6 protein-coding genes are annotated in these 15,246 nt (G+C 33.6%); 5 read left to right on the forward strand and 1 reads right to left on the reverse strand.

What is annotated here, in order from left to right:
* Nucleotides 1-80 precede the first annotated feature (80 nt).
* Nucleotides 81-2,861 (reverse strand): alpha-L-rhamnosidase, encoded by a 2,781-nt coding sequence (locus tag FQU21_RS02040; protein WP_147676357.1) that lies wholly within the window; start codon nt 2,859-2,861, stop codon nt 81-83.
* Nucleotides 2,862-3,414: 553 nt separating this feature from the next.
* Here FQU21_RS02040 and FQU21_RS02045 point away from each other — a divergent pair.
* The 5 genes from FQU21_RS02045 to FQU21_RS02065 all read left to right on the forward strand — a co-directional run bounded on the left by FQU21_RS02045 (nt 3,415) and on the right by FQU21_RS02065 (nt 15,234).
* Nucleotides 3,415-6,468 (forward strand): SusC/RagA family TonB-linked outer membrane protein, encoded by a 3,054-nt coding sequence (locus tag FQU21_RS02045; RefSeq protein ID WP_147676358.1) that lies wholly within the window; start codon nt 3,415-3,417, stop codon nt 6,466-6,468.
* Between the two features lie 12 nt (nt 6,469-6,480).
* Nucleotides 6,481-8,223 (forward strand): RagB/SusD family nutrient uptake outer membrane protein, encoded by a 1,743-nt coding sequence (locus FQU21_RS02050; RefSeq protein WP_187269299.1) that lies wholly within the window; start codon nt 6,481-6,483, stop codon nt 8,221-8,223.
* Nucleotides 8,224-8,661: 438 nt separating this feature from the next.
* The gene (locus FQU21_RS02055) at nt 8,662-10,311 is read left to right on the forward strand and encodes a DUF6377 domain-containing protein (protein ID WP_147676360.1); all 1,650 of its coding nucleotides are present in this window, start codon (nt 8,662-8,664) and stop codon (nt 10,309-10,311) included.
* Nucleotides 10,312-10,585: 274 nt separating this feature from the next.
* Nucleotides 10,586-13,696: a SusC/RagA family TonB-linked outer membrane protein gene (locus FQU21_RS02060; RefSeq protein ID WP_147676361.1), complete on the forward strand. Its 3,111-nt coding sequence runs from the start codon at nt 10,586-10,588 to the stop codon at nt 13,694-13,696.
* A 17-nt stretch (nt 13,697-13,713) separates the two neighbouring features.
* Nucleotides 13,714-15,234 (forward strand): RagB/SusD family nutrient uptake outer membrane protein, encoded by a 1,521-nt coding sequence (locus FQU21_RS02065; RefSeq protein ID WP_147676362.1) that lies wholly within the window; start codon nt 13,714-13,716, stop codon nt 15,232-15,234.
* The last annotated feature ends 12 nt before the right edge of the window (nt 15,235-15,246 follow it).

Consider the following 15,246-nt stretch of genomic DNA (forward strand, 5'->3'; position numbering starts at 1 on the left):
TCACTAAAGTATAAAGCAAAAAAATATCAGGTTAAGTTTAACCTGATATTTTTTTAATAATTAAAACGGTGAACTAAGTTTTAAATGGGGGTTATTTCAATTGTATATTGACCTTCTTTTAAAGTGCCAAGAGAAGAGAAAGAGGTGTTTGATGAGGGTAAACTTACGCTATTTCCATTAACCCGTACAGATACGTTTTGGCTATAAGTGGGAAGATAAGTTTCGGCAACGCTATTTTTAGGAATGGTTATTTTCCATATAAACGTGTTGTTTTCATGCTTCCATTTACTTTCTATTGTACCATTTTTTGTGTTGTATGAAGCTTCAGCATGCTGTAATTGTTGTGTTAAATATGGTTTAAGTATAATGTTCTTAAATCCGGGCTGTTCTTCTGATGGATTAATACCAGCAATACCAGAGTAGAACCAAGCATCAAAACCGCCTTGCATAGGGTGGTTGTGCGAACGAAGCATTAAAGTATCATAAAGCTCTTTATTTGTACTTGTAGGAAGTATTTCCCAAAGTGTAGTGGCGTCGTAGTGTTGCCACATGGTTTCAAAACTGTGGTTTCCTTTTTTTGTAAGCAGTCTATAAGCTTCGTTTTCAAAACCATTTTCGCATAATATTTTAAACACTCTAGAAATACCAAAAATACCTGTATTTAAAAACCCGTTGAATTTATTATAACTTTCATCTACAATGGCTTGCGCTACACCTCTTCGGTATTGTACAGGTACAATACCTATATCCAAGGCTAGACTATTAGCCGTTTGACTGCCATAGGTTACCAGCTCTTTATCTAAAAACGATTGATTAAAACTAGCAATAAGATAGTTTTTCATTTCCGCATAATGCGCTTCATCTTCCTTGAAACCTAAAGCGGCCGCAGCTTTTTTCATGATAGTTACATCTAGAATATGAAAGGCCGACGAGCTAATGGCAACGGGACAATCTATATTTACATTACCTCCAGGAGGACACCAATCTCCTAAACCGTGCGTTATTATACCGTTTTCATTTTTTGCATGTACATAATTAACCCAGGTTTTCATATCTGGATAGAATTCTTTTAATGCATCTTTATCTGCATAGTGTAAGTATAAATACCATGGTAATTGTACTATGGCAGTTCCCCAATCGGGCGATGCTACACCACTGGTTCTTCTACCTGGTGCAATCATGGTTGTAATGCCTATTGGTTTTTTTATAACACTGCGATCGTGAAAGTTACGTCCAAAATAAAGTTCTGGCTGAGACTTTCGACCAGAAGATCGCATGTCGAATATATATTTTGTTAGAAATTTTTGCGCATCAAAATTATAGATTAGGGTTTTAGCTAGGGCATGAGCATCACCTGTCCATCCACATTTTTCTCGGTGAGGACAATCTGTAGGTATGCCTTGTAAGTTACTTTTTAACGTCCAATTTGTTAGTTCGTGAAGTTTGTTAATGTTTGGCTCTGAGGTATGAAAATTTCCAGTTTTTTTCATGGAAGAATAAACTACCTTACCTGTTAAAAGCGCTTTGGTGGGCTGTTTTTTAAGTCCAGAGACTTCTACATATCTAAAGCCGTGATAGGTAAATTTAGGTTCCCAAGTTTCTATACCTGTGCCTTTTGCTATATATTTTTCAGTCTGTATGTTTTTGGTAGCTTTTATACCTGTAGACCGAAAGTCCATTTCCCCTTCTTTATTTAATTCTTCAGAAAAACGTAGGGTGATTTCTTGATTTTTATTAGCTTTTATTTTTAGCTTAACCCATCCTGCAAAGTTTTGACCAAAATCAAAAATGTATGAGCCATTTTCTCCATGCTTAATAGTTTTTGGTTGCAAGCTGTCCATAACTTTAATGGGGTCTGCAAATTGTTTTACAATTTTTGAGGGGTGCTTTTTTGAGTGTTCAGCATTTGGCCATGCTGTTGTGTTTTTATTGTAACTAAGCCAGTTAGGGATTTCTTTTCTGGCATCGTAATGTTCGCCAGTATAAATGTTTGTGTAGGTAATAGGGCCTTTATGCCATTTCCAAGTGTTATCGGTTTCAATAATTTGTGTTTGGCCGTTGGTATAGTGTATTTCTAATTGAGCAATAAAAACAGGTTGACCGTAAATCATGGCCTTAGTCCAAACTTTGTTTTGATTGTACCATCCGTTCCCAAGCATAACTCCAATTACGTTTGAGGTGCTTAATTGCTTAGCAGGAATATCATAAGTTGAATAAAAAACATAATCATCATAATTTGTTTGTGCTGGATCTAAAACATTATCCCCTATTTTATTACCATTGATGTAAGCTTCATAGAACCCAGGTGCTGAAATATATAGTCTTGCAAACGCAACTTGGTTGCTAGGGTCTGTTTTAAACGTTTTTCTAAATATAGGTAGCGGGTCTTCTGGTGTATAATTATAAGTAACCCAGTTGCCTTTCCAGTCTTCAGGGTAACTTAAAGGTGCTACAAATGATTGAGGTTCACTATTGTAGGATGTATTGTTTTTACGCCATATTTTTACTTTAGAAAAATAGGTTGCTCCACCTACTAAATTAGGACCTGAGTATGGAGTGCTTGTTTTTTGGTTGTCTTCTATTTTTCCAGAATCCCATACAATACCATTAGCTTTTTTGGTAACAGGGTTCTGTTTACTTACAATAATTTGATAGGCAAATTGTTCGTTTTTTGGTATATCAACAGCTTGCCATTTAAAATTTAAATGCGATATATAGAGTTGATTTATTTCTACCGAATGCTGTATTCTGTAAGTTTCGTTTTTATGGCAGTTATTAAGGAAAAGTACCATTAGGATAAGGGAGGCTATTTTTTTAGCAGGTATTTTAAATTTTAATCTGGAATTATTTTTTTTTAGCATAGTATGCAATTGTTAAGTTAGTTTTAATGATTTAGTTGTTTTACTGTTAATAAAAAGATTAAAAAAATAGGTGATAATTACCATTTTTAAGTGGTTTAGCAAAGGATAAAACTAGATGATTTAAAGCTGTTTTCTATCCTGTTTAATCCTGCGGATTAGTAACATCTATTTAATTAAATACACTATTTTTCTATTTAAATATCTATTTAGAGTTATTTGTAAAGTGTTTTAATTCTCCAAAGATTAATAGCATATCCCCTCTTAAACTAAAGCGGAGTGAAATTATTTTAAAAAAAAACAATATACGTCATATTTTTCTCTCTAAAATACGTAAGTTATTGTTTATTAGGTGTTTGTGTTGCTGTTTTGATTGAAGATTACCCCATTTTTTAGGAGATAGACCCAAAACGGCAGGATGGCTAAAGTTTTTAAAACATATAATTTAACCAAAAATTAACAAAAAAATCTTGAAAATGTAAAGATGTTACTATAGTAGCAATGTCTTTTAGGCTTAAGGTTTTATTAAACTATTTTAAAACTTAAAACTTAACTAATGAGAAAAAAACTAACAAAATTTTATTTAATGTTTCTCTTGGGCCTTGTTTGGGCCAATTCAACTTATGGGCAGGAGATGATAGAAATTAAAGGTGTTGTTCTTGAAGCAAAGAGTAGCTTGCCATTACCGGGGGCAACCGTTATGGTAAAGGGAACGTCTAGAGGTGCTGTTACCGATTTTGATGGTAACTACAGTATTAAAGCTACTGGAGATGCCGTTTTACAGATTTCTTTTATTGGATACCAATCTATGGAAGAACCTGTGAAGGGAAGGGTTAAAATTGATTTTAAATTAGAAGAAGATAGTGAGCAATTATCTGAAGTGGTTGTTGTAGGTTTTGGTGAGCAAAAAAAAGCAACTGTTACCGGATCCATATCTTCAATTAGTACTCAGGAACTTAAACAGAGTCCAGCCTCCAACTTAGCCGTTACTTTAGCAGGTAGGTTACCTGGGTTAACCTCAATTCAAACCTCTGGAGAGCCAGGTAGAGACCTCACTCAACTTTTTATTAGGGGGCAAGGCACCATCAATGCGCGGTCGCCAATTATTTTAGTAGATGGTGTGGAGCGCGATTTAACCTATATGGATCCAAATGAAGTAGAATCGGTTACTATCTTAAAAGATGCCTCATCGACGGCTATTTTTGGGGTAAGAGGAGCTAACGGTGTCATATTGGTTACTACTAAACGTGGTACTTCAGAAATTCCAGAAGTAAACCTTTCTGCAGAGTCAGGGGTTCAAAGCTTTACTAGAGTAGCACAGCCAGTAAATGCTTTTGAATTTGCTACATTACGAAATTTGGCGCAAAATAATGATGGATTTGGCGATGCTTATTCCGCAGAAGCTTTAGAAGCATACCGAACACATTCGGACCCAGAAAGATATCCAGATACCGATTGGGCTGGTTTGCTAATGGAAGATTTTGCTCAACAACAAAGAGTTAATCTAAATATTTCTGGAGCAGGTAAGGCTGTTAAATACTACGTTAACGCAGGGTATCTTAATCAAGGTGGATTGTTTAAAACGGAAAAAAATCTAGATTACGACCCAAGTTTTAAATTAGATCGTTACAATTTTAGATCCAATATAGATATGGAGATAAACCCTAATTTAAAGGCGTTTCTTAACTTAGCTGGTTATGTTGAAAAACAAAACTCTCCATTTTCGGTAAGTACAGCATCTACAGGGCAAGGAGGGCTGTCTCCATCTGTAAATATATTAGCAGGAATTTTGGATATGCCATCAAATGTGCCCGGACCTACATCGCCTAATGGAGCTGTGGTAACCACATCCGAACTTCCTAACCCTGCATACGGTTTGTTGAACCGAACAGGATATAGACAGCAAACACGTAACAACGTAACTTCTACCTTTGGTATGGAGCAAAAACTAAACTTTATTACTAAAGGTTTGTCGGCAAAAGCTGTTATGTCTTTTGATACTAAAGCTACTAATAATTTAAATGCTAGTAAGAGTTATGTTCGTGAAATACAGGTTATAGAGCAAACAGAAACAGGAAAGGATTCGATTTATTACCGAAATTTTTCGGACGATGTAGAAACTCCTCTAAATATTTCAGGAAGCAGGTCTTTTCAAAGCTTTTCAAACTTGCAAGCTTATTTAAATTACAAGAGAACGTTTAAAAAACATGACGTTAGTGCCCTCGTGTTGTATCAGCACCAAAAAAGGATAATTAATGATCAGTTACCTTATAACCTAATTGGAGTATCATCAAGATTTACTTATGGTTACGATGATAAATATTTCTTCGAATTTAATGCAGGTTATAATGGATCGGAACAGTTTGCTCCAGGAAGACGGTTTGGTTTTTTTCCAGCAGTTTCTGCCGGTTGGTTGGTTTCCAAAGAAAAGTTTTGGAATATAAATGGTATAGATAAATTTAAAATTAGGGGATCTTATGGTGAAGTAGGGAATGACCGTATTGGGAATGATAGGTTTCTTTATTTAGATGATATCTCAATCAACGGAGGGGGATATTCTTCCAGTCTAAACGAAGGAAGAAGAATTGCTATAAACCAATTAAAAAATGGTGAGTTGCAATGGGAAGTAGCAAGAAAGGCAAATATTGGTTTTGAATTAAGTTTTTTAAAATCGTTTGATTTAATAATAGATGTATTTACTGAAAAAAGAGATAATATTTTAAGAAATAGAGGAACCATTCCTGTATTAAATGGATTACCTATTGGAGCTTTACCACCTGTTAATATTGGTGTTGTAGAAAACAAAGGGTTTGAAGTAGAGTTAAATTACAAAAAAGCAATTTCACCAGATTTTTTTGTTAGAGGAAGGGCTTTTGTTGGTTATGCTACCAATAGACAGAAATTTGCAGACGAACCATTATTACCAGAAGATTATGCTTATAGATATAGACAAACAGGTTATAGAATAGGGCAAAATTTTGGGTATGTGGTTGAAAAGTATTTTGAAACACAAGAAGAAATAGATAATGCGCCAGAACAAATTGTTGGCGGGCATGAATCTAAACCAGGAGACTTTAAATATAAAGACCTTAATGGCGATGGTGTTGTAGATCAAAGGGATATTGCTCCCATAGGAGCGTCTACCGTGCCTGAAACATCATTTGGCTTAAGCTTAAGTACAACCTACAAAAATTTTGATTTAAGCGTGCTTTTTCAAGGTGTGGCAAATGTGGATAAGTTTTATTATAGTAGAGGAACTTTTGCTAGTGGTCAAAACAACTTTTTTAGCCAACACCTGTCTAGTTGGACACCTGAGCGTGCTGCAAACGGAGAGCATATTGGTTTCCCTAGGTTAAGTACGGAACCTTCGCCAAGTGAAAAAGAAAATTCCTTTTTTATAAGAGACGCTAGCTATGTTAGATTAAAAAACTTAGAAATAGGATATCGCTTAAATTTAAAAGGAATAGCTAATATGCGGTTGTATGTAAATGGTTTAAATTTAATTACTTGGGATAAATTGCCAAACAAAAATTATGACCCAGAAGCTGCTAATGGACTTACTTACCCATTAATTAAGGTTTACAGTTTAGGGGTTGATCTAAAATTTTAAAAAATGAGAATAATGAAAAATAAATTTTTATACCTATTAATTTGTACAGTATTTGTACTTAGTTGTGATGAAGCATTGGATATTACACCTGATGGAAGATTGACTTTAGAAGATGTGTTTCAAGACGAAAACCATACCGAAGCCTATTTAAATACGGTATACTCTAGTATACCATCATACTCTTATTACTATCACTTTTTTACGTTTTTGGCGGGTGTTACCGATGAATGTCAAGATGCCGATGTAGGTAATAATCCAGGAAATATAGCAAATATATGGATAACAGGTTCCATGACACCAAGTTTTAACCCTCTAGAAAATGGCCCGGGTGGACATGGAAAAAATCATTATAATACCTTTTGGACGGGTATAAGAAACGCCAATGTGTTTTTAGCAAATGTTGAAACCGCAACTATTACCAACGAAAAAGACAGGGAACGATATATAGCAGAAACTAAATTGCTTCGAGCGTTTTATTATTTGGAATTGATAAAACAATATGGACCAATGCCTATAGTCGATGAGCCGTTTTCCCCGGCATTTGATTATACATCCCTTATTAGACCGACCTTTCAAGAGTGTATAGATTTTATAGTAAAAGATTGTGATGATGCCATAGCTAGTCCTAACTTACCAATACGTATAACCCTAGAACCGGAAAGAGGACGTTTTAGTAAAGCCGTAGCCCATGCTGTAAAATCTCAAGCCTTACTTTATAATGCAAGCCCATTATGGAATCCAGAAAATAATATTGCTAAATGGCAAGAAGCAGCTACAGGTTCTAAAGCGGCTTTAGATGCGTTAACTAAAAATGGCGAATACCAGCTTTTTTCAAACTATGAAGAATATTTTTTCTCTAGATCAGATGTTAACCCATCGCCACGAGATAGAGAAACTATTTTTGAAAGAAAAACCAATGGACACCCTAGTTTTAGAAACACCAATGCATTGCCAAGCATGCCAGGGCAAAATAAAGTAGGAATTACTCCCACTCAAGAACTTGTTGATAGTTACGATATGTTAGCTACTGGAGAACCAGCCATTTTAGGATATAATGATGAGGATCATTTAGAGCCTATCATAAATACCGAGTCAGGTTACGATCCAGCCAACCCTTATGAAGGTAGAGATCCTAGGTTTTACGCAACAGTGTGGTATAACGGAGCGCTTTACGATAACATAGCAGGAAGGATACACACGGTAGAAACCTTTGTAGGAGGGGCTGATGCTCTTAAAAAAACACCGCCAAACAAAAAAAACACCCATACAGGTTACTATTTAAGAAAATTTCATGATCCTAAGTTACAGAATAGGCAAAATGCCCAATCTAGGTGGAAAAAATACCGCTTAGCAGAAATTTACCTTAATTACGCAGAAGCGGAAAACGAAGCCAATGGACCAACTGTAGAAGCCTACAACGCAATAAATAAAGTTAGGGAAAGAGCAGGTATGCCTAATTTAAAAGCAGGGCTATCTCAAGATGAATTTAGAAAAAGAATTAGAAATGAAAGACGAGTAGAACTGGTTATTGAAGAGCACCGTTTTTGGGATGTAAGACGATGGAAAATATTAGACCAAACAGATAAGTTGGTTACAGGTATGGAAGTGATTAAAAATGGTACTGATTTTAAATATGAACGATTTGTAACAGAAAGAAGGAATGCATGGCAGGAAAAATTTCTTATATTTCCTATTCCTATTAAAGATACTTCTATTATTCCAGATTTTAATTCAAATCAAAACCCGGGATGGTAATTTAATATTAATAAATAGGATCTCTATATAATTTACTTTACCAAACGGTAATTTATATTAATAATAGCTGTAGCTAATTTAATTAGCCTACAGCTATTTTTTTTAGAAAACACCAATAATCTAACGTTGTTGAAAATTATAAAAATGAAACCCATTAATTATTATTAATTAATAGTAATTGTTTGCTTTTTAAAGGAATTTTGATAAATATATCGCTAGAGGCTAAATTTGTTATAGCTTTTATTTTATAAATAAATTACTTTAAATAATTAATAACAAGTGTTTTAAAAATAATGTTAAATATCAATACTTAGGGGGACAGTAGTAAAAAACTCTTAAAGTCATTAAGATTACCATATATCCCATTAAATTATAGTTAAAAATTATTATATTACTTTTAAACATTGTTAAACTAAACAAGAATCAAAATAAAATTTAATGTATAAAGCATTTTTCGGTTTAATATTTATCCTGGCAACACCTGCAGCTCATGCCATAAATGAACTCGATTCTTTAATTGTAAAATTAGAGAAAGAAATGGCGAATAGACAAGTTTACGATCAAGCTAAAGAATCTCGAATAGCTAATTTAAAAATGCTATTATCAGAAAAAAATATCACCCCCGAAAACCAATACTTTATTACAAATAAGTTAATTGCAGAATATGAATATTACAGTTTCGATAAGACGTTAAATTACATTGAAGAGAATTTATCCTTTGCAAAAAAAATAGGAAACGAGCATTTTGTTAAAGAATCAACCTTAAGGCTAGCTAAGCTTTTAGCAACATCTGGAAGGTATGATGAATCGATAAACTTATTAGAAGAGATTAAGGCGCCTTCTTTACCGCCAGACTTAATTAGGGATTATTACAGTATTTATAAAAGATGTTATTCCGAACTTAGAACAATTTCCAGAATAAAAAGCATATCGGCAAAGTATCAAAAAAAGTATATAGCCTATAAAGATTCTTTAAATAGAGAAATAGCAGTGCTCGACAAAAACTCTAAAATATATTTGGAAATTAAAGAGGATAATTACAGGGATGTTAGCAATTTTAGAAAAGCTATAGAAGTTAATGCAAAAAGATTATCCATTGCTAAAATGGGAACTCGAGAGTATGCCACAATAGCTTTTTATAGATCTTTTATGGTGTCTCAAATGGATGGTAATATATCAAATCAAAAAAAATATCTTATTTTATCTGCTATTTCTGATATTCAAGCCTCTATAAAAGACAACGCTTCTATGGCGAATCTAGCGGTTATTTTGTTTGAAGAAGGAGATGTCGATCGCGCACACAAATACATTAGTTTTTCCTTTGACGATGCCAAATTTTATAATTCAAAATTACGTTTTTTAGATATATCGAATGTGTTACCGGTAATATCAAAATCGTATGAAACCATGCACTTAAAGCAAAGTAACACATTAAAAAAACAGTTAATATTTATAAGTAGTTTATCTTTAATTTTAATTGTAGCCCTATTTTTCATCTTCAAACAGTATAAGAAAATAAAGTTAGGACAAGAACATTTAAAAGCAGCCAACTTAAAGTTAAAGGATTTAAATGATAAATTAAGCTATACCAATGCAGATCTTAAAAGGTTATATGAAGAACTTTCGGCAGTCGATCTTATAAAAGAACAATATATAGGTACATTTTTAAACCTATACTCGGAATATATTGATAAGCTCGATGTTTACCGAAAAACCGTTCGAAAATATATAGTAACTAATAAAACGAATGATTTACTCAGTCTTATAAAAACTAAAAATATTGTAAATGATGAGTTGAAAATTTTCTATACTAATTTTGATAAATCTTTTTTACATATCTATCCTAATTTTATTGAAAACTTAAATACTTTATTGAAAGAAAATGAAAAAATAGAGGTAAAAAAAGGAGAACTATTAAATACAGAATTAAGAATTTTTGCATTAATTCGATTAGGAATAACTAATAGTTCTAAAATTTCTAAAATACTTAGGTACTCTGTAAATACCATTTATAACTATAGGGTAAAGGTTAAAAATGGTGCTATTAATAGAGATTCGTTTGAGGATATGGTAAAAAAAATAGTATAGAACTTGTTTTTTTTAAATTTTTTTAGAAAAAAACTATCAAATTCTCTTTTTAAAAATAGATATACTCATTTTATTCTGTATTATTATTGTATTGTAGCTACTTTATTTTTTGTAATTTATTTTCATAATTATCTGTAAAAAAGGGTTTTGTGTGTTTTTTTGCTTGTGCATAATCTACTTTTTTTATACTTCGCATTGTACTTACTCTTCTTCTTGGTTTATTTTGTATTCCGCTCTTTAAATTTTTAGAGCTTAAAACCAAATTAAACTAAATATGAAAAAAAGCAATTTGAACTTAAAGCCGTTCGCGTTTCTCTTTATTATTTCAACATGGTTTTCTTTTGCACAAGAAATTTCTATTACTGGAGTAGTAAATGATGGTACAGGATTACCAATTCCTGGTGTTAACGTTATTAAAAAAGGTACCAATGTAGGTACAGTTACAGATTTTGATGGTGTGTTTGCTGTTAAAGCAGAGGTTGGAGCCACCCTAACTTTTAGTTTTATAGGTTACGCTACGCAGGATATCATGATAGCTAACAATGACAAGTTAACTATTACTTTGGTAGAAGATTTAGCGCAATTAGACGAAGTTGTTGTTGTAGGCTATGGTACGCAGAAAAAAAGTGTAGTAACAGGTGCAATTTCTGGGGTTAAACAAAGTGAGCTAGACGATTTACCAATTACCAGAGTTGAGCAAACTTTACAAGGAAGAGTGTCTGGTATAACTATAGCAGCCAATTCTGGGCAGCCGGGATCGGCTTCTACAGTAAGGGTTAGAGGGATTACTACTTTGGGTAATAATGAACCTTTATGGGTAGTAGATGGCGTGGTTATCGATTCTGGAGGGATTGGTTTTTTAAACCAATCAGATATTGAATCTGTCGAGGTATTAAAGGATGCTGCTTCCCAAGCTATTTATGGGGCTCGAGCAGCTACAGGGGTCATTATTATAACAACAAAAAAAGGGAAATCGGGCAAATTAAGTGTTAATTATAATGGTTATGTAGGGGTGTCCTCTCCTGCAAGAAAGTTAGACTTGTTAAATGCTACCGAGTACACTACCCTTTTAAATGAAAAATCGGTTAATGCAGGTGGAAGCATTTTATTTGCAGACCCTTCTATTTATGGAGAAGGAACTAATTGGCAATCGGAAATTTTTAACAATAACGCTAAAAGAACTAGCCATGAGTTAAGTTTAAGTGGTGGTAACGATATTTCTAAATATTATGTGTCTTTTGGTTACAATGATCAAGAAGGGATAGTAATGAGTGATATTTCTAAATACACTAGAAAAAATATTCGTTTAAACTCAACTCATAAAATATCCAACAAACTTACCTTTGGGCAAACCGTTGGATATTCTAATGAAAAAAATATAGGAATTGATAGTAATACAGAGTTTGGAGGGCCATTATCTTCGGCCATAAATTTAGATCCTTTAACTCCTGTTGTTGAAACGGATGCCTCTATAGCAGGAAAAGCACCATATACCAATGAGGGGATTTGGAGAGATTCTAACGGAAACCCCTTTGGTATATCGGCACTAGTGGCTCAAGAAATGTCTAACCCTTTAGCTTTTAAACAAACACAATTAGGAAATTACAGTTGGGCTGATAACTTTGTAGGAAATGCCTATTTGGAGTTTCAACCCATTGAAGGCTTAAAGATTAGAAGTACTTTAGGTGGTAAATTAGCCTATTGGGGGAATGAGAGTTATACCCCAGTTTCGTATTTAAATGCTTCTTCAATTACTACTCAAAATAATATCTCTAGAGGAAGTAACAAAGGTTTTGGTTGGAATTTAGAGAATGTAGTGTCGTATACAAAGGCATTAAAAAACCATAATTTTAGTGTGCTTTTAGGGCAAGGTGTGTATGTAGATAATATATCAACGGGAGAATCTGTTACATATTATGATATTCCAGTAAATAGTTATAAAGATGCCTCATTTAATTTTGAGACGGCTAACGATCAAATTAACGCTACAGCTTCAACAGGAACAGAGCATATTGTAACCTCTTTATTCTCTAGGTTGAATTATGATTATAAGGAACGTTATTTATTAACAGCTATTATAAGACGCGATGGGTCTTCTAGATTTGGAGCTAATAATAAATATGGTTTTTTTCCATCATTCTCAACAGGTTGGGTACCTTCAAAAGAAGCATTTTGGAAACAAAATAATATTGTAAAACAATTAAAAATTAGAGGAGGATATGGTATAACAGGTAATGATAATATTGGAGATTTTAAATACTTATCTACTGTTAGCGGTGGAAGAAATTATACTATTGGCACTTCTGGTGCTGTAACCATTGGTAGTAGCCCAGACGCACCTTCGAACCCTGATTTAAAATGGGAAGAAACCAGTCAATTAAACATTGGTTTCGATGCAAGATTATTTAATAATATTTCTGTAGCATTCGATTGGTACAAAAAAGAAACTTCTGGAATTCTTCAAGACGTAACAATACCTGGTTATGTTGGTGCTGTGGGAAGTCCTACAGGAAATGTAGCCGATATGGAAAATACTGGTTTTGATTTAGAATTAGGATATAACAAACAAATTAATGAGGTTAATTTATCGTTAAACGGAAATGTGTCTTTTTTAGATAATACCGTAACCTTTTTAGGTAACGATGTTGCTTTTTTATCGGGAGGAGAAACCATACAGTCTAGTACATATCCTATAACAAGAACGCAGGTAGGAGAGGCTGTAAATTCCTTTTATGGGTTTAAAACAAATGGTATTTTTCAAAATCAAGCAGAAATAGATAGTTATGTAAATTCTTCAGGAATTGTTATTCAGCCAAACGCACAACCTGGAGATTTTAAATGGAAAGATTTAAATGATGATGGTAATATTGATTCTGAAGATAGAGATTTTTTAGGAAGCTCAATTCCAAAAATTACTTTTGGCTTTACCTTAAATTTAGATTACAAAAATTTCGATTTCTTAGTGTTCTGTCAAGGTGCTAGTGGAAATAAAATATTTCAAGGCTTAAGACGATTAGATGTAGAAAATGCTAATTATCAAACCGCAGCTTTAGGTAGATGGGTAGGCGAAGGTACATCAAACCATTATCCAAGATTAACAGTAAACGATACCAATAATAATTTTTCAAACCCATCAGATTTTTATTTAGAAAATGGCGATTATTTAAGGTTTAAAACCATTCAAATTGGTTATTCGATTCCAACCAATATGTTAAGTAAATATGGAATTAATAAATTAAGAGTTTATGTTACTTCCGAGAATTTATTAACATTTACTAAATACAGTGGTTTCGATCCAGAAATTGGAGGTGGTGTTTTTGGAATTGATCGTGGGTATTATCCACAGGCCATTACAAATCAAATAGGAGTTAATTTACAGTTTTAATAAAATATACTAAACATATGAAACTTAAACAATTAAAAATAAAAAAGAGTTTATACATGCAATTGTTGGTGGTTTTTCTTGCAACCTCATGTAGTGAAACATTTTTAGAAGTAGATCCTAAAGGAACCACTTTAGAAGAAAATTATTATACAAATGAAGCAGAAGCATACGCTGGTTTAGTAGCCGTTTATGATGCTATAGGAAAGCAATCTAGAGGTTTTGAAAATATGATTGTTTTATTAAACTCGGGTTCAGATGACCATTATGCAGGTGGAGGTAGTTCATCCGATGGGTCACAGTTACAAGTGTTTTCTAATTACACAATAAGCGAATCAAATGTAGCAACGAGCTACTGGAGCGATTTTTATCAAGGCATTTTTAGAGCCAATACACTTTTGGAAAAATTACCCAATGTAGATATGGATGATGTTAAAAAAGCAAGGTTTACGGCAGAGACAAAAGCGTTAAGAGCTATTTATTACTTTGAGCTGGTTAGATTATTTGGGAATATTCCACTTATTACCGCACCACTATCTACAGACGAGTTTTATGCTGTACAACAAGCAAACCCGAGTGATGTGTATACACAAATAGAAACCGATTTAATTGATGCTCTTGCTAATTTACCAATAACACTAGATTTAGCAACCGAGGCAGGACGCTTAACCAAAGGAGCCGCAAAAGCATTACTAGGAAAAGTGTATCTATATCAAGGAAAAAACGCCGAAGCTGTTGCTCAATTTCAAGAAGTAAATGGCACCCCTGGAACTAAAAGTATCTATGGATATAAGTTATTAGATAATTTTTCAGACTTATGGCTTGTAGGTAATAATTACAATACCGAGTCTATATTAGAAATTGCTCATACTAGTGAGAGTAATGCAGATTGGGGCAACTGGGGCTGGGGAAACGATGAGGGTAATACCCTAAATGTTATGGTAGGTCCAAGAGGTTATGTGCGTAGTGCCGGATCAACCGCTCCAGATTATGCCGCGGGTTGGGGGTATAGCATTATTACGCAAAGCTTAGTTGATGCTATGGAAGGAGATCCAAGGTTTAATGCAACCATTGAAAATATACAAGCTTATGTTGAAACGGGAGAAGTTGAACTAGAGGAAGGATATCAATACACAGGATATTATCTTAAAAAGTTTATGCCATTAAATTCAAATGTTTCAACAGGAGGAGGAGCAAGTGCGCTTAATTATGAACAGCACACTTATATGATACGCTTGGCCGATACTTACTTAATGGAAGCTGAGGCATTAGGCGCTACAGGGGCACGTGCACAGGCTTTACTCGATGCCGTGAGAGCAAGAGTAGGCTTGCCTTCTATTCCTGTGTCTATTGATAATGTGTTAAAAGAACGCCGTTTAGAATTAGCAGGAGAAGGCCATAGATGGTACGATTTAGTTAGAACTGGTAAAGCCGCAACCGTTTTGGCTAGTAGAGGGTTTATAGCAGGGAAAAATGAAATTCTACCCATTCCTTTAACAGAATTAGAAAACACCTTGCTAATACAAAATCCAAAGTATTAATTCTTAAAAAAA

Origin of the sequence: Algibacter pacificus (assembly GCF_008033385.1) — a bacterium.
GTDB lineage: Bacteria > Bacteroidota > Bacteroidia > Flavobacteriales > Flavobacteriaceae > Algibacter > Algibacter pacificus.

Bases quoted from the DNA above. Each gene is read 5' to 3' on its own strand.
- FQU21_RS02045 (WP_147676358.1), top strand. From the start codon at position 3,415: ATGAGAAAAAAACTAACAAAATTTTATTTAATGTTTCTCTTGGGCCTT.
- FQU21_RS02055 (WP_147676360.1), top strand. From the start codon at position 8,662: ATGTATAAAGCATTTTTCGGTTTAATATTTATCCTGGCAACACCTGCA.
- FQU21_RS02050 (WP_187269299.1), top strand. From the start codon at position 6,481: ATGAAAAATAAATTTTTATACCTATTAATTTGTACAGTATTTGTACTT.
- FQU21_RS02040 (WP_147676357.1), bottom strand. From the start codon at position 2,861: ATGCTAAAAAAAAATAATTCCAGATTAAAATTTAAAATACCTGCTAAA.
- FQU21_RS02060 (WP_147676361.1), top strand. From the start codon at position 10,586: ATGAAAAAAAGCAATTTGAACTTAAAGCCGTTCGCGTTTCTCTTTATT.
- FQU21_RS02065 (WP_147676362.1), top strand. From the start codon at position 13,714: ATGAAACTTAAACAATTAAAAATAAAAAAGAGTTTATACATGCAATTG.